Source organism: uncultured Bradyrhizobium sp., from assembly GCF_936928535.1.
Taxonomy (GTDB): Bacteria; Pseudomonadota; Alphaproteobacteria; order Rhizobiales; family Xanthobacteraceae; genus Bradyrhizobium.
Genome location: NZ_CAKZHY010000029.1, coordinates 16,131 through 34,791, shown reverse-complemented (window position 1 = coordinate 34,791; position 18,661 = coordinate 16,131). Strand labels below are relative to the sequence as shown.

17 protein-coding genes are annotated in these 18,661 nt (G+C 63.3%); 10 read left to right on the top strand and 7 right to left on the bottom strand.

All coding sequences use genetic code 11. From position 1 onward, the window contains the following. Positions 1 to 144: 144 nt before the first annotated feature. Complete coding sequence (locus Q0687_RS03690) at positions 145 to 927, bottom strand: porin family protein (RefSeq protein ID WP_298872396.1); 783 nt, start codon at positions 925 to 927, stop codon at positions 145 to 147. Between the two features lie 428 nt (positions 928 to 1,355). Beyond that, the gene (parE, locus tag Q0687_RS03685; RefSeq protein WP_298872394.1) at positions 1,356 to 3,404 is read right to left on the bottom strand and encodes a DNA topoisomerase IV subunit B; all 2,049 of its coding nucleotides are present in this window, start codon (positions 3,402 to 3,404) and stop codon (positions 1,356 to 1,358) included. Positions 3,405 to 3,678: 274 nt separating this feature from the next. Between parE and Q0687_RS03680 the strand changes: the two genes are divergently transcribed. From Q0687_RS03680 to argC, 3 genes are all read left to right on the top strand, one after another. Next, positions 3,679 to 4,209: a DedA family protein gene (locus Q0687_RS03680; protein WP_298872393.1), complete on the top strand. Its 531-nt coding sequence runs from the start codon at positions 3,679 to 3,681 to the stop codon at positions 4,207 to 4,209. A 326-nt stretch (positions 4,210 to 4,535) separates the two neighbouring features. Further along, positions 4,536 to 5,204, top strand: coding sequence for an FMN-binding negative transcriptional regulator (locus tag Q0687_RS03675; RefSeq protein ID WP_298872391.1), 669 nt, complete (start codon positions 4,536 to 4,538; stop codon positions 5,202 to 5,204). Beyond that, a complete protein-coding gene (gene argC / locus Q0687_RS03670; RefSeq protein WP_298872389.1) occupies positions 5,201 to 6,184 on the top strand; it encodes an N-acetyl-gamma-glutamyl-phosphate reductase in 984 nt (327 codons plus the stop codon). Before Q0687_RS03675 ends, argC begins: the two co-directional genes overlap by 4 nt. A gap of 105 nt (positions 6,185 to 6,289) precedes the next feature. Here argC and Q0687_RS03665 read toward each other — a convergent pair whose 3' ends face one another. Beyond that, on the bottom strand, positions 6,290 to 6,688 hold the full coding sequence (locus tag Q0687_RS03665) for an MAPEG family protein (RefSeq protein ID WP_298872387.1): 399 nt from the start codon (positions 6,686 to 6,688) through the stop codon (positions 6,290 to 6,292). Between the two features lie 58 nt (positions 6,689 to 6,746). After that, positions 6,747 to 8,558, bottom strand: a complete 1,812-nt coding sequence (phaC, locus tag Q0687_RS03660) for a class I poly(R)-hydroxyalkanoic acid synthase (protein WP_298872385.1) — start codon at positions 8,556 to 8,558, stop codon at positions 6,747 to 6,749. A 253-nt stretch (positions 8,559 to 8,811) separates the two neighbouring features. Between phaC and Q0687_RS03655 the strand changes: the two genes are divergently transcribed. From Q0687_RS03655 to glpX, 4 genes are all read left to right on the top strand, one after another. Then, a complete protein-coding gene (locus Q0687_RS03655; protein ID WP_298872383.1) occupies positions 8,812 to 9,087 on the top strand; it encodes a hypothetical protein in 276 nt (91 codons plus the stop codon). A 257-nt stretch (positions 9,088 to 9,344) separates the two neighbouring features. Continuing rightward, positions 9,345 to 10,565: an LL-diaminopimelate aminotransferase gene (locus Q0687_RS03650; protein ID WP_298872381.1), complete on the top strand. Its 1,221-nt coding sequence runs from the start codon at positions 9,345 to 9,347 to the stop codon at positions 10,563 to 10,565. Between the two features lie 29 nt (positions 10,566 to 10,594). Continuing rightward, positions 10,595 to 11,911, top strand: coding sequence for a homoserine dehydrogenase (locus Q0687_RS03645; protein ID WP_298872379.1), 1,317 nt, complete (start codon positions 10,595 to 10,597; stop codon positions 11,909 to 11,911). An 81-nt stretch (positions 11,912 to 11,992) separates the two neighbouring features. Then, positions 11,993 to 12,994: a class II fructose-bisphosphatase gene (gene glpX, locus Q0687_RS03640; RefSeq protein WP_212326162.1), complete on the top strand. Its 1,002-nt coding sequence runs from the start codon at positions 11,993 to 11,995 to the stop codon at positions 12,992 to 12,994. An 82-nt stretch (positions 12,995 to 13,076) separates the two neighbouring features. Here glpX and Q0687_RS03635 read toward each other — a convergent pair whose 3' ends face one another. Further along, on the bottom strand, positions 13,077 to 14,264 hold the full coding sequence (locus tag Q0687_RS03635; RefSeq protein ID WP_298872371.1) for a hypothetical protein: 1,188 nt from the start codon (positions 14,262 to 14,264) through the stop codon (positions 13,077 to 13,079). A gap of 152 nt (positions 14,265 to 14,416) precedes the next feature. Here Q0687_RS03635 and Q0687_RS03630 point away from each other — a divergent pair, with 152 nt between their 5' ends. Then, complete coding sequence (locus tag Q0687_RS03630; protein WP_298872368.1) at positions 14,417 to 15,145, top strand: haloacid dehalogenase type II; 729 nt, start codon at positions 14,417 to 14,419, stop codon at positions 15,143 to 15,145. An 18-nt stretch (positions 15,146 to 15,163) separates the two neighbouring features. Here the strand turns inward: Q0687_RS03630 and Q0687_RS03625 are convergent, their stop codons facing one another. Beyond that, the gene (locus Q0687_RS03625) at positions 15,164 to 16,039 is read right to left on the bottom strand and encodes an ABC transporter substrate-binding protein (protein ID WP_298872366.1); all 876 of its coding nucleotides are present in this window, start codon (positions 16,037 to 16,039) and stop codon (positions 15,164 to 15,166) included. 96 nt (positions 16,040 to 16,135) lie between these two features. Between Q0687_RS03625 and Q0687_RS03620 the strand changes: the two genes are divergently transcribed. After that, entirely contained in the window at positions 16,136 to 17,062 is a 927-nt protein-coding gene (locus Q0687_RS03620) for a LysR family transcriptional regulator (protein ID WP_298872364.1), read from the top strand. An 18-nt stretch (positions 17,063 to 17,080) separates the two neighbouring features. Here Q0687_RS03620 and Q0687_RS03615 read toward each other — a convergent pair whose 3' ends face one another. After that, positions 17,081 to 17,746 (bottom strand): GntR family transcriptional regulator, encoded by a 666-nt coding sequence (locus Q0687_RS03615; RefSeq protein WP_298872362.1) that lies wholly within the window; start codon positions 17,744 to 17,746, stop codon positions 17,081 to 17,083. Between the two features lie 115 nt (positions 17,747 to 17,861). On the opposite strand from Q0687_RS03615, the gene Q0687_RS03610 reads away from it, so the two are divergent. Then, complete coding sequence (locus Q0687_RS03610) at positions 17,862 to 18,656, top strand: enoyl-CoA hydratase/isomerase family protein (RefSeq protein WP_298872359.1); 795 nt, start codon at positions 17,862 to 17,864, stop codon at positions 18,654 to 18,656. Positions 18,657 to 18,661 lie beyond the last annotated feature (5 nt).

Sequence of the window (18,661 nt, the reverse complement as noted above, 5' to 3'; positions counted from 1 at the left end):
AATGCACTGATTTGGGAATCCCAAGTCGATTCAGACTAACCCCATCCCGCTTTAGCGTGGCGCGCTAATGGCCGACAACGAAAAAGCCCCGGCAATGCCGGGGCTTTGACGTCTGAAATCTGGTTCAGCTCAGTACTCTTAATCTCAGTACTTGGCGACGACCGGACCGGTCCAGTTGAAGCGGTAGACCAGCGAGGTCGAGATCGTCTGGTTCCAGCTGTTGGCGCGAACGTCGCGGCCAACCAGCGCGTTGGTACCGTCGAACAGCTCGTTCTGGGTCTTGGCGTTGTAGAAGGCCGAACGATACTCGGTCTTCATGAACCAGCCGGGCGAGGAGATGCCGAAGATGTTCAGGCTGTTCTCGACACCGCCGCCAACGAACCAGCCGTTGCGGTTGTAGCCGTTCAGGTGGATACCAGCCGGAGCGCCAGCGAGGGTCATGAAGCTGGTGCTGCCGAAGTGGGCGCCAGAGTAACCGCCGTTGACGTAGGAGAGGACATTCGGAGCAACCAGCCAGCCGAGGCGCGCACCAGCGGCCCAGGAGTCTTCCAGCTTCTGGTTGCCGGTGATCGAACCGATCGGATCCTGCACGGTGGCGCGGAGGCTGCCGAACTGACCGTCAGCGAACACGCCGAAGACCCAGGTGCTGTTGAACTGCCAGTCGTAACCAGCACCGACAGTGCCGAACCAGCCCGAACCACCCTGACGCTGGGTGATCGTGAGGGGCGTACCGGTCGTCGTCGAGAGGATGCTCTGGTCGGAGTTCGAGAGACCGCCGCCGGCGCCACCGAAGACGTAGAAGCCGGTCCAGTTGGCAACCGGAGCAGCCATCGGGGCCTTCACGTAGGGACGGGCAGCCAAGTCGGCGGCAGAAGCCGAACCGGTCATCGCCGCAACCGCGGTCAGTGCGAGTGCAATCTTCTTCATGATGAAATCCCCAACCTTGGTTCGTAGCAGGCGCGAGCGCACTGAAGTCCGTGTGTTCTGATGGTTCGGACTATAGACGGTTCTCGCCGAAATGCTGTTGCAGGGCAGGCACAGTCGCCGGAAAACGCCCTCCGTCCGGGCTCAATGACGCTGTCATGGGAGTTTTAAAAAGATAAGTGATTTCAATATATTGAGACAGATTTTGGATTTGTAGTCCGGGGTAAGTTTTCGTTAGGAATTCGCCTTTGTCCGAAATGGAGGCGATCCTGCCTCAGCGTTGGCCCCTGGCTCAGCCGGTGAGTCGCTGGCCGAGTCGCACTTTTCGGGGACGGCTCGCCGAGAGTGAATCGGCCGGGGCAAAGCTTTACCGTCGCCACGACATGAAAAAAGCCCGGCTTGGACCGGGCTTTTTGGCGGGAATCGCAGGATCAGACGTCGAGCAGCTCGTCGCCGGCAAACTCGGCCTTGTCGGAGATGAAGGCGAAACGGGCCTCGGCCTTGGTGCCCATCAGGCGCTCGACCGAATCCGCCGTGGTGTCGCGGTCGTCGGGCAGCAGCACGACCTTGAGCAGCGTCCGTTTGGACGGATCCATGGTGGTTTCCTTCAGCTGCGCCGGCATCATCTCGCCAAGGCCTTTGAAGCGGTTGACCTCGACCTTGGCGTTGGCGTTGAACGCGCTCTTGATCAGCTCGTCCTTGTGCCTGTCGTCGCGTGCGTAGACCGACTTGGTGCCGTGGGTCAGCTTGTAGAGCGGCGGCACGGCGAGGAAGAGGTGGCCTTCGTCGATCAGCTTCGGCATCTGCCGGTAGAAGAAGGTGATCAGCAGCGAAGCGATGTGCGCGCCGTCGACGTCGGCGTCGGTCATGATGATGATGCGCTGATAGCGCAGATCCTCTTCCCGATAGTGCAGGAGCTGGCCGCAGCCGATTGCCTGCACGAGATCGGAGAGCTGGGCGTTCGCGGTCAGCTTGTCCTTGCCGGCCGAGGCGACGTTGAGGATCTTGCCGCGCAATGGCAGCACGGCCTGCGTTTCGCGATTGCGCGCCTGCTTGGCGCTGCCGCCGGCCGAGTCACCCTCGACGATGAAGAGCTCGGAGCCGTCGAGGCCCGCGTTAGTGCAGTCGGCGAGCTTGCCGGGCAGGCGCAGCTTCTTGCCGGCGGTTTTCCGCGCGGTCTCTTTCTCCTGCCGCCGCCGCAGCCGCTCCTCGGCGCGGTCGATGACGAAATCAAGCAGCCGGTTGGCCATGTTCGGATTGCCCGACAGCCAATGGTCGAATGGATCCTTCATCGCCTGCTCGACGATGCGCTGCGCTTCCGCAGTGGCGAGACGATCCTTGGTCTGGCCCTGGAATTCAGGCTCGCGCACGAACACCGAGAGCATCACGGCAGCGCCCACCATCACGTCTTCCGAGGTGATGGACGAGGCGCGCTTGCCCTGGCCGACGCGCTCGGCGTGGTCCTTCAGGCCGCGCAGCAGCGCGCTGCGCAGGCCCGATTCATGCGTACCGCCATCCGGCGTAGGCACCGTGTTGGTGTACGAGGACAGGAAGCCGTCGGCGTCCGCGGTCCAGGCCACGGCCCATTCGCAGGCGCCATGCGCGCCGTTGCGGCCCGACTTGCCGGAGAAGATATCGGGATGTACGAGCGTGTCGGCGTGGATCGCCGCCGCCAGATAGTCCTTCAGGCCGCCGGGGAAGTGGAACGTCGCTTCCGCCGGCACGTCCTCGACGCCCTTGAGCAATTCGGGCGCGCAGTTCCAGCGGATCTCGACGCCGCCGAACAAATAGGCCTTCGAGCGCGTCATCTTGAACAGGCGCTGCGGCTTGAACGCGGCCTTTGCGCCGAAGATGTCGGTGTCGGGCTTGAAGCGGACGCGCGTGCCGCGGCGGTTGTTGATCTTGCCGAGATCCTCGAGCTTGCCCTTGGGATGGCCGCGCTCGAAGCTCATGCGGTAGAGCTTCTGGCTGCGCGCGACCTCGACCTCGAGACGCGAGGAGAGGGCGTTCACAACGGAGATGCCGACGCCATGCAGGCCGCCTGAGGTCTCGTAGACCTTGCTGTCGAACTTACCGCCCGAGTGCAGCGTGCACATGATGACTTCGAGCGCCGACTTCTTCGGGAACTTCGGATGCGGATCGATTGGGATGCCGCGGCCGTTGTCGGTGACGGTGAGGAACCCGTCAGCGGAGAGTTCAACCCCGATGAAGGTCGCGTGTCCCGCAAGCGCCTCGTCCATCGAGTTGTCGATGACTTCGGCGAACAGATGATGCAGCGCTTTTTCGTCGGTGCCGCCGATATACATGCCGGGCCGGCGCCGCACCGGTTCCAGGCCCTCGAGCACCTCGATGTCGGCGGCCGTGTAATCGGCCTCGCCACCGCTGGCGCGGGAAGCAGCCTTCGCGGCACTTGCGCGCCCCTTTGGCTCATCGCCCTCGAACAAATCGTCTTTAGCTTTAGTTTTCAACTGCTTGGACATATATCTTGATGCGTTTTGAGGGCCGCACAGGCGGCGAATCGGTTAGGGGCGACTATGCCACTTCTGGGCTCGAAAGGTTACCACGGGGCCGTGTGGGCGCCGTGGGTGGGAGCTAATGCCGGCGAATTTACGCCGCAAGTTCACCAAGTCCCGGCAATTTGACGGCTTGGCCTGCGTCGGCCCGGCTTTGTGACTTGATGTCACACAAGTCCTTGGCTTACCAGTCTTTTCCATCTGGCAGGACCTCGAGGCGGGGCGGGAAGGCTATTCTGGAATGGAGCAGTTTGCGCACGCGCTGGCCGATTTCGTGCGCCTTCATCAGGCCTGGGCTGCCCCGATCGTGTTCCTGCTGGCGTTCGGGGAATCGCTGGCTTTCATCTCTCTCCTGATCCCGGCCTGGGGCGCACTGGTCGCCATCGGCGCGCTGATCGGGGCGAGCGGCATCAGCTTCTATCCGATCTGGATTGCCGGCGCGATCGGCGCCGCCCTCGGCGACTGGGTCTCCTATTGGTTCGGCTACCGCTACAAGGAGCGGGTCGCGCAGATGTGGCCGCTGTCGCGCTATCCGGAAATCCTGCCGAGGGGCGAGGCCTTCGTGCGTAGCTGGGGCGTGCCCAGCATCTTCATCGGCCGCTTCTTCGGTCCTTTGCGCGCCTCCGTGCCGCTCGCGGCCGGCATCTTCGAAATGCCGTACGGGAGTTTCCAGGCGGCCAACTTCGTCTCGGCTCTGGTCTGGTCGGCCGCGTTGTTGCTGTTCGGCGACGTGATCGCGAAGGTCATGGAGTGGCTCTGGCGGGTCATCTAAGTCCCGTCATTCCGGGGCGCTCGCAACGCGAGCGAACCCGGAATCTCGAGCTTGTGGCGCGAGATTCCGGGTTCGATGCTTCGCATCGCCCCGTAATGACAACGGTCACCTTGACGGGAACCTGATCTCGCTCTATAGCCGCGCGCCATGATCAACGCCGCGACCATCCTGTTCGCCCGTCGCCGCCGCCGCTCTTTAGCGGTTTGGGCGGTCGATCGCGTTTGAGATCATCGTCTTTGCCGCTGGACCCGATCCGCGGCATTCTCTCTCCTGTCAGCGCGATCTGATCCGGCGGCCCCCCCGAGGAGGCCCAGCAGGAGACTACGATGTACACGCCACCCTTTTTCAAGCCGGATCGCACCGCAAGCCTGAAATTCGCAGGCGAGCGCGGCTTCGGCACAATGTGCGCCTTCGATGGCCACAAGCCGATCGCATCGCCGCTGCCGTTCTATTTGACCTATGCGGCTGACGGCACGCCGCGAGCGGCCTTTCATGTCGCCCGTCACAATCCGCTGGTAAAGCTTGCGGACGGCGCGACATCCTGGTTGCTCGCGATCAACGGTCCGGATGCCTATGTCTCGCCGGACTGGTACGTCTCGCCGGATCAGGTGCCGACCTGGCTCTATCAGTCGGTTCACCTGAGCGGTCCGGTGGCGATGATGTCGGATGCTGAGCTGGCAGTGCAGATCGATACGCTCAGCGACATCTTCGAGAACTGGCTGCTGCCGAAGAAGCCGTGGACGTCGGGCAAGATGACCGCCGGCCGGCTCGAGGCCATGAAGAAGGGGATCGTGGGTCTGGTCATGACGGTTGAAGAGGTCGAAGGCAGCTTCAAGCTCAACCAGCACAAATCGGACGCCGACTATGTGGCGATCGCCAATGCGCTTGGCGCGCAAGCCGACGCCGATGCGAGACAGATCGCGCAACTGATGCAGGACGCAAGGCCAGAGGCTTTCGCGAACGAAACCGACATGCTCGAAAGGACCGCACCATGAGCCTCACGGAGACCACGAAAGCCCCGACGTCGGGCGCCGCGAAGAAGCCCGCCACCGTCTTCGTCGATGGCGGCTCCGGCACAACCGGGCTTGGCATCAACGAGCGGCTGAAGCTGCAGAGCGACGTCGCCGTGAAGACGATCGCCGACGACAAGCGTAAGGATCCTGCGGCCAAGAAGGCGCTGATGGAAGAGGTGGACCTCGTCATCCTCTGCCTGCCCGACGATGCCGCCAGGGAGACGGTCGCGCTGATCGACAACATGGGCGCCTCGGGGCCGAAGGTGCTGGACGCCTCGACCGCCTACCGGGTCGCGCCTGACTGGGCTTACGGTTTTCCGGAACTGGCGCCGGACCAGGCCGGCAAGATCAAGGCCGCGAAGAAGGTCTCCAATCCCGGCTGCTATCCGACCGGCGGCATCGCGCTGCTGCGGCCGATCGTCGATGCCGGCCTGCTGCCGCCTGACTATCCCATCAGCGTCAACGCGGTCAGCGGCTATTCCGGCGGTGGCAAGTCGATGATCGCGAGCTTCGAGGACGGCAGTGCGCCGTCCTTCGAGCTCTACGGCCTCGGCTTCGAGCACAAGCATCTGCCGGAGCTGCAGCTCTATTCGAACCTGACGCGGCGGCCGATCTTCATTCCTTCGGTCGGCAATTACCGACAGGGCATGCTGGTCTCGGTGCCGCTGCAGCTCGACACGCTGCCGGGCAAGCCCAGCGGCGCGGATCTGCAGGCTGCACTCGCCAAGCGCTACGCCGGTTCGAAATACGTCAAGGCGATGCCGCTCCAGAACGAGGCTTCGAAGGGCGGCCGGCTCGAGCCGGAAGCGCTGAACGAGACCAACATGCTCGAGCTCTACGTCTTCGCCAGCGACAAGTACCACCAGGCGGTGCTGGTCGCGCGGCTGGACAATCTCGGCAAGGGCGCCTCGGGCGCAGCCGTGCAGAACATGCGGCTGATGCTGGGCCTGCCGGAGGAGTAGGACGACCCAAACGGTCATTCCGGGGCGCCCGAAGACGAACCCGAAATCTCGAGATTCCGGGTTCGGTGCTGCGCACCGCCCCGGAATGACGATGCGAAGTTGCGCTCAGAACACCCCAAAGATCGCCAGCGCCAGCACGGCCTGCGCCAGGAAGCCGACGCTGAAGGCGAGGGTACGGAACACCGGAATGCCCAGCGCATAGACGATCAGATGCGCAACCCGCGCCCAGAAATAGACCACGCAGGCAAGCACGGTCCATTTCGAGGAATAGTCGATCGCATTGAGGATCAGCACCAGCGGCGCGAACAGCACGAGGTTCTCGACCGCGTTGTCATGCGCGAACATCAGCCGGTTCGCCCACTCGGCCTGAGGCTTGTCGCCGCGCGCGGGGTTGGCCATGGCGCCGCTGAGCCCACGAACCTGGCAGCGGTTGATGGTGTAGGGAATCCACAGGATCCCGGTCAGGATCACCGTGCAGGTCAGCCAGAACAATTCGCGCGTCATAACCCGGTCCCCTCCAAAATCGATGCCGTGAGCTTATACGAAAGCGCGCGCCATTGCGCTATGCGCGAACCCTGACATAGCTGCCCGGTGCATCCTCGATCGGCGGCAGCGCGTCGCTTCCGACGCTGCGCGCCGGCACTTCCTCGGGATCGATCTCGCTCAGCCATTGCCGCCAGTCCGGCCACCACGAGCCCTTGTGCTCCACCGCGCCCTTCATCCACTCGGCGACGCTGACGTTCTTGATGTTGTCGTTGGTCCAGTACTGGTACTTGCCCGAGGCGGGCGGATTGACGACGCCGGCGATGTGGCCGGAGCCTGACAGCACGTACTTCACGGGACCGCCGAAGAACTGCGAGCCATACAGCACCGATTCCGCCGGCGCGATGTGGTCCTCGCGGGTGGCGAGGTTGTAGACGGGCACCTTGACCTTGGAGAGATCGAGCAGGGTGTTGTCGAGCACCATCGTGCCGGTCGACAACCGGTTCTCCAGATAACAGTTGCGCAGATAGTAGGAATGGTTCGCCTGCGTCATCCGCGTTGCGTCGGAATTCCAGTGCAACAGGTCGAACGCGCTCGGCTGCTGGCCCTTGAGATAGTTGCTGACCACGTAGGACCAGATCAGATCGTTGGAGCGCAGCATGTTGAAGGCCATCGCCATCTTGGAGCCTTCGAGCACGCCTGAGGTCTTCATGTCCTGCTCGAGCGCCGCGATCTGGTCTTCGTCCACGAAGACCAGGAGATCGCCGGCATGGGTGAAGTCGACCTGGGCCGCAAAGAACGTCGCCGAGGTGACGCGCTGGCGCCGCTTCTCGGCGAGCCAGGCCAGCGTGGTCGCGAGCATGGTGCCGCCGACGCAATAGCCGGCCGTGTGCACCTTCATCTCGCCGGTGATCTTCTCGATCACGTCCATTGCCGTGAGCGGGCCTTCCTTCATGTAGTCTTCCCAGCTCTTGGCGCCGAGCTTCTTGTCGGGGTTGACCCATGAGATCACGAACACGGTGATGCCCTGGTCAACGCACCACTTGATGTAGGATTTCTCCGGCTTGAGATCGAGGATGTAGAATTTGTTGATCCAGGGCGGCACGATCAGCAGCGGCGTGCGCAGCACCTTCTCCGTGGTCGGAGAATACTGGATCAGCTGCATCATCTCGTTCTGGTAGATCACCTTGCCCGGCGTCGTCGCCATGTTGACCCCGACGACGAGATTGTCCGGGTTGGACTGGCGGATCTTCAGCATGCCCTTGCCGGCGGCAATGTCTTCCGCCAGCATGGTCAGGCCGCGCGCGAGGTTCTCGCCGCTGCTTGCAACCGTCTCGCGCAACACCTCCGGGTTGGTCAGCACGAAGTTCGACGGCGAGATCGCATTGATGAGCTGCTGCACGTAAAATTCGGCCTTGCGGCGGGTCGCCGGATCGAGCTCGGCGTCGCGCACCAGCTCCTGTGCAAACTTGGTCGTGAGCAGATAGAGCTGCATCACGAAATCGAAGAACTGGTTGGACTTCCATTCCGGATCGGCGAACCGTTTGTCGCGCGGCGAGGGCGCAATCGCGGGCTGGGCGTCCTGGCCGGCCATCCGCCGCGCCGCCGAGCCCCAGAGGTCGAGATAGTCCTTGGCCAGCTTGGTCTGGAGATCGGACGACCGCGACTGGTCGGACAGCCAGTACTCGGCGACCGAGGTGAAGGTCTTGACCACTTCGGCGAGCTCGGCCGGGGGGCGGTCCTGCACCTCACCGCTCTCGCGCGGCTTCAGATACGCGGCGAGCGCCTTGCCGCCGCTCTCCATCGCCCGCGCGACATTCATCGCGAAGGCTTCCGCATCGAACTTGGTTTCGGGCTTTGATTTGGGCGTGTCGGTCGTGGCGATACTCATAAGGGCAACAGTAACGATTCATTCCGTATTCGTCACCGCGAAGCTCGCTGGTTTCGCGCGAAACAAGCGCGAACATGTGCTGCACTGCGACACGGCTTCTTGCTTTTGTCACAATCGCGGTGCACGTTTTGTGCCGTGGGCCTTCGATGTTTTCTCGCTCGTACCATTTGTGGGCAGCAATGGTTTGAGCTGGGGCAGGTTGTTGGTTAAGTTGCCGGCAGCCTAGCGTTGGGACGAGTAGGGGAATTCCCAAGTGTTCGCGTTGTGGGACCTGCAAAAGTCGCGCCTTGTCGGCTGCGCGCTGCTGATGTCAGCGTTCGCGCTGGGCGGGTGTTCAAGTCAGCTTGCCGATATGTCGGCGGCGGATACGCCGGCTCACCCGAAGGAACCTGGCGCCTATTTGCCGGTGCACGATTTGCCGCCTGACCGCGACCAGGCAATCATCCCGCCGGATCAACGCGCCAAGATCGAGGCTGAGCTTGCGGCCGCCCGCGACCGCCAGGCCGTCGCGGCCAAGGATGCCAAATAAGGGCGCCAAGTCGGTCGCCAAATGGGAGCGGGACGGCCATCGCGCGGCGCAACGTAATCGCTGGCGCCCCCGTCACTCCGTGCTAAAAGACGTCAATTCAGCCGAGAGTCAGGGCGAAGGAGTTCAGTCCTTATCGCCGAAAATTGCTCCAAGTGTTTGATTTTGAGTAATTTTCGTGTGTCGGGCGATGTCTCCTCGAAGGGGCGGTCATTGCTGCTCGATTCTGTCCTGACCGGTTGCCCGGAGCCCAGAGACCCATGGAAGAATTTTACCGCATCCGCCGCCTACCGCCTTACGTGTTCGAGCAGGTCAACCGGGCCAAGGCGGCCGCGCGGAATGCCGGCGCCGACATCATCGATCTCGGCATGGGCAATCCGGACCTGCCGGCCCCGCCGCACGTGCTGGAGAAGCTGAAGGAGACGCTGGGCAAGCCGCGCACCGACCGCTACTCGGCCTCCCGCGGCATCCCCGGCCTGCGCCGGGCCCAGGCCGCCTATTACGAGCGTCGCTTCGGCGTGAAGCTCAACCCCGACACCCAGGTGGTGGCGACGCTGGGCTCCAAGGAAGGCTTTGCCAACGTGGCGCAGGCGATCACCGCGCCCGGCGACGTCATCCTCTGCCCGAACCCGAGCTACCCGATTCATGCCTTCGGCTTCTTGATGGCGGGCGGCGTGATCCGTTCGGTACCTTCGGAGCCGACGCCGCAATTCTTCGAGGCGGTGGAGCGCGCGATCGTTCATTCGATCCCGAAGCCGCTCGCGCTCGTGGTTTGCTATCCCTCGAACCCGACCGCCTATGTCGCGAGCCTCGATTTCTACAAGGACCTCGTGGCGTTCGCGAAGAAGCACGAGATCCTGATCCTGTCGGATCTGGCCTATGCCGAGGTCTATTTCGACGAGAGCAATCCGCCGCCCTCGGTGCTCCAGGTGCCTGGTGCGATCGACGTCACCGTCGAGTTCACCTCGATGTCGAAGACCTATTCGATGGCCGGCTGGCGCATGGGCTTTGCGGTCGGCAATGAGCGCGTGATCGCAGCGCTCGCCCGCGTCAAATCCTATCTCGACTACGGCGCCTTCACACCCGTGCAGGTCGCTGCGACCGCGGCGCTGAACGGCCCCGATGATTGCATCAAGGAGATGCGCGACACCTATCGCAAGCGCCGCGACGCGCTGGTGGAATCGTTCGGCCGGGCAGGCTGGGAGATTCCGCCGCCGGAGGCTTCGATGTTTGCCTGGGTGCCGCTGCCGGAGGCGTTCCGCAGCGTCGGCAGCATGCAGTTCGCGACGTTGATGGTGGAGAAGTCGGGCGTCGCGGTCTCGCCCGGCGTCGGCTTCGGCGAGCATGGCGAAGGATATGTCCGCATCGCCATGGTGGAAAACGAGCAACGGATCAGGCAGGCCGCGCGCGGCGTGCGTCGCTTCCTTGAAAGCGGCCTCGAAACGTTGCACAACGTCGTTCCGCTCGCTAACAGGCGCTAATTTCTCTTCTGCAGGTTCACTAAAGCATCATGGTTGCACCCCTGAAAGTGGGCATAGCGGGGCTCGGCACCGTGGGTGCCGAAGTTGTCCGTTTGATTGAAACGCAGGCGCGCGTGCTCGCGGGCCGCAGTGGCCGCGGCATTCGCGTCGTCGCCGTCACGGCGCGCTCGAAGGCCAAGAAGCGCGGCATCGACCTGCGCGGCGTCGAATGGGCCAAGGATCCGATGGCGCTGGCCACGCATCCCGAGGTCGATTGCTTTGTCGAACTGATGGGCGGCGCCGGCGATCCCGCGCTCTCGGCAGTCGAGGCCGCGCTCAATGCTGGCAAGTCGGTCGTCACCGCGAACAAGGCGCTGCTCGCCAAGCACGGAATCAAGCTGGCGAAGGCCGCCGAAAAGCATGGCGGTGCGCTGAATTTCGAGGCAGCGGTCGGCGCCGCGATCCCCGTCATCAAGACCTTACGCGAAGGCCTTGCCGGAACCGGCATCAATCGCGTCTACGGCATCCTCAACGGCACCTGCAACTACATCCTGACGCGGATGGAGCAGGAGGGCCTGTCGTTCGCCGAGTGCCTGAAGGATGCGCAGCGGCTCGGCTATGCCGAGGCCAATCCGTCCTTCGACGTCGACGGCCACGACACTGCGCAGAAGCTCGCAATCCTCGCCAGCCTCGCTTTCGGCACGAAAGTTGCTCAAAGCGCAGTGTATGTTGAAGGCATCTCCTCGATCGCGCCGGAAGATCTACGCGCCGCTGACGATCTCGGTTACCGGCTCAAGCTGCTCGGCGTTGCCGTTCGCACCGCCAAGGGTATCGAGCAGCGCGTGCATCCGACCATGGTTCCCAAAACGTCGTCGATCGCGCAGGTGATGGGTGTCACCAATGCGGTCACGATCGATGGCGAGGGCATTCCGCCGATCACGCTGGTCGGTCCCGGCGCCGGCGGCGCTGCGACTGCATCCGCCGTCGTCGCCGATATCGCCGACGTGGCGCGCGGCATCCGGGCCAATCCGTTCGGCCGCCCGATCGCGCAACTGCACGACACCAAGAAGGCGCCGATGGAGCGCCATGAAGGCGGCTATTACATCCGCCTGCTCGCGCGCGATTTCCCGGGCACCGCGGCTGCAATCGCGACCCGGCTCGCCGAGCAGAAGATTTCGATCGAGTCGATCGTGCAGCGCCATCCCAATGGCGGCGCTGCACCCGCTGACGGCAAGGCGGTGCCCGTGCCGGTCATCCTGATCACTTATGCGACCCATGAAGACGCCGTGCGCCGCGCTCTCGCCGCCGTGCAGAAGGACAAGGTGATCAGCGGACGACCGCAGGTCATCAGGATTGAGAAGAACTGACACGGTTCGAACGAACTGTGGGTGTTACGAGTTGAATGCGAGCGGAGACTTCCGCCCAAACCGCTTCGAAGGAGTTAGCTGATGTCGACCCATATTGAAGTCCCTCCGCACGCATTGCTCGAGCGCATTCTCACGCTGGAGATCGTGCGCGTGACGGAGCGGGCGGCAGTGTCGTCTGCGCGGCTGCGCGGTCACGGGCAGGAGAAGCCTGCCGACCAGGCCGCCGTCGACGCGATGCGTCGCGAGCTCAACAAGCTGCCGATCCAGGGCACCATCGTGATCGGCGAGGGCGAGCGCGACGAAGCGCCGATGCTCTTCATCGGCGAGAAAGTCGGCATGAACACCGGTCCGGAAGTCGACATCGCGGTCGATCCGCTCGAAGGCACCACGCTGTGCGCCAAGAACATGCCGGGCTCGATCGCCACCATGGCGATGGCCGACGGCGGCACGCTGCTGCACGCCCCCGACGTCTACATGCAGAAGCTCGCGATCGGTCCCGGCTACGACAAGGGCGTCGTCGATCTCGATGCGAGCCCTGCCGATAACGTCCGTCGTCTCGCCAAGGCCAAGGGTGTCAAGCCGGACGGGATCACCGTCCTCGTGCTCGACCGTCCGCGTCACGCCAGCATCATCGAGAGCGTGCGCTCGACCGGCGCTGCCGTGCGTCTCATCACCGATGGCGACGTCGCCGGTGTGATCCACTGCGCCGATCCCGATAACACCGGCGTCGACATGTATCTCGGCACCGGCGGCGCTCCGGAAGGCGTGCTCGCGGCGGTGGCGCTGCGCTGCATTGGCGGCCAGATGCAGTGCCGGCTGATCCTGGATTCCGGCGAGAAGATCGAACGCGCGGCCAAGATGGGCGTCAACGATCCCAAGATGATCTACGGCATCGAGGACATGGCGCGCGGCGACTGCCTGTTCGCCGCCACCGGCGTCACCACGGGCTCGCTGCTGTCGGGCGTGAAATTCCGCAAGGACGGCGTGATCGAGACCGAGACGGTTGTGATGCGCTCGGTCACCGGCACCGTGCGCTACATCAAGGCCGAGCACCGCGAACTGGCCAAGTTCCATCTGGATTGATACGAGGAGGTTCGCCCGGGCGCGTTCGGTTGGTTCAGCCGAACGCCGCGCCGTGAGACCGTGCGAATCCATCGCGCGTCTTCTATAGACCGCGAAGCGACGCCGGCGAGAACATGAACACGTCGCAAAGGGTAAGACCGATCTTGACCGCGTCTTGAAGCGCCGCAACTTCCTCGGCCCAAGGCTGAAGAAAGGACCTTGCGGCCGCAATATTTCCGCTTTTCAGCGCCTGGCGCGCATTTGTGTCCGCCTCCGCAAAGGCATCGGTTGCCATCATTTTGGAGAGCGCGCCCAAAAGCGCCTCATCGAAGCTCTCAAGACGAGCTTCCGAAACGTAGTGATCCGGCCGTAACTTGATCTGATTTTCAGACTGTGTCGGATCGAAAAGCCCCACTCTTTCCAAAATGACCGTGAGGGGATGATCGCGGGCAATCTGGGCTGAAATTATCTCGTAGGTCTTTAGCCTACCAGATCGGTCTTGAACGGATGAGAACGAAATCACCGGCCCGAGGTTGAAGCGGGAATTGCGGTGGAGCACGCCGACGCGATGATTGATCTCGGAGTCGGCATCGAACACCTGGCCGCTCTGCAATGCTGCGTCGAGCCCGTTTGCGATCAGGTAGGACGAGATCTGGGCAACGCGACCGATCACCGTGCGTTCATCCAGTCCGTCCACCTCGAATTCGATCTCGCGGCCGGTGAATGCGGTCAATCCAACCGTATAGGCTCCGATGGTATCACCACTACGAAAGGGAACGATCTCCACCCACAGTCCGAAAGGCTGATCTGGATAAGGATCGAATGCACGCCGAGATTGTTCCAACCACATCTCCCGAGAACGGCCAACTTTCCCGCTCCAGACGACGCCGAGGCAATCTGGCTGCGCTTCGCATATGCCGCCGACAATGGCCGTCAGCCTGCGCGTGCTTTCAGTGATGTCCAGCTCGGGTGTTTTCGTTCCCTCCACGGCGGACCCCATCATCGAGACGATGAGATGTGCGCGGTGTCTTCCCACGGCGTCGAACGCGTCCGGCCAAACCCACGAGGCTTGCTGCCAGAGCCTCTGGTCGAAAGGGAGGGGCGCGGGCATCAAGAGGATTGCGATAAGGTGATCGCCCGCGCGGATAAGTCTGACGCCGTCCGTCTTTGCCGTGGTCGGGCTGGTGTCCCATCGCAAACCCGGATGACGACGGCGCAGTGTCTGGATCAGAATCGCCTCGTCTGGAAGGTGGCTGTCATCGAGCAATATGAATGCAACTGGGTTGGTCATGACATGTACGCTCCACCCCGATCGACAACGTCTGCCACCTTGTTCGTCTTGGACGCGCGCCCGGCTATCGCTATTGTTGCATATAGACGATCGTGCTTTAAAGCCCTGCAATTTGGCCGAGGCGCTTGCGTCTCGAACGATCGGAGACTCGGATGGGCACACCATCAGATACGACAGCCGTCAAAGCCCTGATCTTCGACGTGTTCGGCACCGTCGTCGACTGGCGCACCAGCCTGATCACTGACTTCATGTGGTGGGGGAAGGGCCGTGGCATCAGTGCCGACTGGACCGCGCTCGTCGACGGTTGGCGCGGCATGTATGTCGCGTCCATGCAGGACGTGCGCGAGCATCCCGAGCGCGGCTATGTCATGCTGGACGAACTGCACCGCCGCTCGCTCGAAAAGCTGGTCGAGAAGTTTTCGATCAAAGGCCTGACCGAGGCCGATCTCGACCATCTCACCAAGGGCTGGCACCGCCTCAATCCCTGGCCGGACAGTGTCGCCGGCCTGACGCGGCTGAAGACGAAGTTCGTGATCTCGCCGCTGTCGAACGGCAACGTCGCACTGCTCACCAACATGGCGAAGTTTGCAGGCCTGCCCTGGGACCTCATCATGTCCGCCGAACTGTTCGAGCACTACAAGCCCGATCCCGAGACCTATCTCGGTGCGGCCAAGCTGCTCGGCCTGAAGCCGGAGCAGGTGATGATGGTGGCCGCCCACAACGGCGATCTCGCCGCCGCGCAGAAATATGGGCTGAAGACCGCGTTCGTGGCGCGGCCGACCGAATACGGTCCGTTGCAGAAGGTCGATTTCGAAGCCACCGGCGCCTGGGACATCGTCGCCAAGGATTTTGGCGGGATTGCCGACAGGCTCGGGTGCTGACGGCGCGGCTTCGCGCGCTCAGATCCTGCCGAACGCCACCGTCGCCTTGTCGTAGCTGCCATCGCCCATCGTGCCGGCCTTGAAGATGCCGTGCTGCTCGATCCAGTCGAAGGACTGCTCGTAGACCTCGCGCGAATAAGGTTCGAACACGATGCGCTCGCCGGGTCCCCAGCGCCTGGTGTCCATGGCGGCGTGGAAGCGGTCCGGGAATTCGTTCTTGTAGTAGTGCGTGTACTGCTCGGGACGCAGGTCGATGTCGCGCTGGGCCTTCTTCAGCGCGCGGAAATAGCGCTTGATGTCCTCGGGCGCAGGATCGCCATTGATCATGGATGCGATCATGAACGTGGTGTCGATGATCTTGCGATAGCCGAGTTGCTCGGCGAAATAATAGGGGCCGTTGAACAACGCGGCCGCCTCGCTCTTTCCTTCGAACAGCAACTCCATCCGGCGGAACAGCATGCCGTCCTCGAAGGTGAGATTGATCTGGCCGGACGCCAGATACGGCTCGAGCGCCTGGATCGTCGAATAGTGGCTGCCTGACTGGAAGCCGACGGAGATCGGCACGCCGGCAAGATCGGCGGGGGTGCGGATCTTCGAATCCGCGGCAACGAAGATGCCCGACGGCGCGACCGAATAGACATCGGCGTACAGCTTGGCGTGACCGTTCGAGGCAGCGACGTTGACGGTCCAGTGGCAGGCGCAGCTGACGTCGGCCTTCCGCCCCTTCTCGATGCTCTGGAAGGCGCCTTCATTGACCTTGTTGTGGTGCTGGCCCTCGGTCGAGCGGATCAGCTCGCGGAACTCGTAGTCGAGCCCTTCATCGCGGAAGTAGCCTTTTTCCTCGGCCACCCATTCCTGCAGGCGGAAGTGAGGTTCGATCACGAATTTGGTCATGGCGTCCTCCGTGTTCGCGTGGCCGTTCGGCCGTTCGATTGACGGCAAGATAGCAAAGCGCGAAACTCGATCCATAGCCGCAAGAGAATGTTTCACATGTCGAAAATGGAATCTTTCGGAATCGACTTTCGGGATTTGCGCGTGCTCGACGCGCTGATCCGCGAGGGCAGCATCACGCGCGCGGCCGTGAGCCTCGAGACCACGCAGCCGGCGATCAGCAAGCTCCTGGCGCGGTTGCGGCAGCGTTTCGACGATCCGCTGTTCGTGCGGCGCGGCAGCGGCGTGCAGCCGACGGCGCGCGCCGTCGAGATGGCGGTGCAAATCCGCGCTCTGCTCGAGATGGCCGAACGGCTATGGCAGGAGCGGCTGCCGTTCGAACCCGCCAAATCCGAGAAGACCTTCAGCCTGCTTTTGACCGATGTCGGCATGGTGCGGTTCCTGCCGCCCCTGGTCGCGCGGCTCACTGAACTCGCACCGCGTACTCAGGTGCGGGCGATACCGCTCGACTCCCGGCACTTTGCGCTCAAGCTGGAGTCTGGAGAGGCGGACCTTGCGCTCGGCGCCTTGCCGCGCGCGGCCGGGCATCTTCGCTCCCAACGGCTCTATTCGGACGGCTATGCAAGCGTCGTTCGGCGGGGCCATCCAAGGCCGGCTGCGGCCCGCACGCGGCGGGGATTTCTCGACGAGAAACATATCCTGATCGCCGCATCGGAGACCGGCCATGCGGCCCATCTCGAGACGCAGCGCGTGCTGATGCGCGCGATCGCGCGGACAAATGTTCTGCTGCAGGTGCCGAGTTTTATCGCCGGGGCAATCGTGGCTTCGCAAACCGATGGGGTTGCGACGTTACCCGCCAATCTCGCCGCCATCATCGCCGAGCCGCTCGGGATGACCGTGTTCAAGACGCCGGTTGCGTTGCCGCGGATCGAGATCGCGCAATATTGGCATGAGCGCTATCATCGCGATCCCGCCCATCGCTGGCTGCGGTCGATCACGCGCGATCTGTTTGGCAACCCTGCTTAGCAGGCGAGGGAGGCCGCCTCACGCGATCTTCAGCGCGAGCTCGCTCGTCTCCGTCTCGGCAAACCCCGCCTGCAGCACCTCCTCGCGCTTGTGGCGCAGATGCGCACGCAGGATGTGGGAAAGCCCGGCGCCGTCGCGCCGTTGCAATGCGTTCAGGATGGCTTCGTGCTCGCTGACGGCGAGGGCCCAGCGCTGCGGCGTCATCGGCGTGACGTAGCGGGCACGGCGGATGCGCGCGGTCACCGTTGCGTAGAGCGCCGCGAGCACGGGATTGCCGGCGGCGTTGACGATCCCCTCGTGGATGGCGCGGTTGCCGCGATAGTACTGAAGCAGATCGCCTTCGCGATAATGCTGCACCATTGCCGCGTGCGCGGCGGCGATCTCGGCAATCTTGCGATCGGTGATGCGCTCGCAGGCGAGCTCGCCCGCCAGCGCCTCGAGGCCCTGGCAGACCTCGAACAGGTCGCGCATGTCCTTGTCGGTCAGCTTTGCCGCGCGCGAGCCGCGATGCGGCAGCAGCTGAACCAGGCCTTCGGCCGCCAGCACCTTGAGCGCTTCGCGTAGCGGCGTGCGCGAAATCTCGAGCCGCTCGCACAATTCACGCTCGGGAATCCGCGCGCCCGGCGGGATCTCGCCGTCGAGCAGAATGTCGCGGATGCGGCCTACGACTTCCTCATGCAGCATGGGGCATCTCTATTTTGAATGCAAAAATGATCCAATAGACGAAAGTTAGGTAATTATATCTTGAAAATCCCAAATTTTGCATTCAAAAATACAAAAAACAGATGGGATCGCGGAAATGGACCAGGCTGTCGAGGCAAACGACCTCGTTTTTGAATGCAAGGACTGGATCGGGCGGATCACCTTCAACCGCCCGCAGGCGCGCAACGCCTTCACCTTCGCCATGTACGAGCGGCTCGCGGCCATTTGCGAGCAGGCCAACGACGACCGGTCCATCAAGGTGCTGGTGCTGCGCGGGGCCGGCGACAAGGCCTTTGCTTCGGGCACCGACATCAACCAGTTCCGCGAGTTCAGGACGCCGCAGGACTCGATCGACTACGAGAACCGCATCGACAGGGTGCTGACCACGCTCGAGCAGTGCCGCGTGCCGACGATCGCCGCCATCAACGGCTTCTGCACCGGCGGCGGGGCCGGCATTGCCGCGGCGTGCGACCTGCGCATCGGCACATCAAGCACCAGGATCGGCTTTCCCATCGCCCGGACGCTCGGCAATTGCCTGTCCATGTCCAATGTCAGCCGTCTCACGGCGCTGATCGGCGCCGCGCGGGTCAAGGATCTGATCTTCACTGCGCGCCTCGTCGATGCTGCCGAGGCCGCCGGCATCGGGTTGCTCGGCGAGGTGGTCGACGATCTCGCCGCGCTCGACATGCGCGCCGACGAGGTCGCGCGCCTCGTTGCCAGCCATGCGCCGCTGACGCTGAATGCGACGAAGCAGGCGGTCGCTCGCCTGCAACGGCGGCTGACGCGCGACGAGGGCGAAGATCTCATCCTGATGTGCTACACGAGCCAGGATTTTCGCGAAGGGCTCGATGCTTTCCTCAGCAAGCGCGCCCCGCAGTGGCGCGGTCAATAGGACGC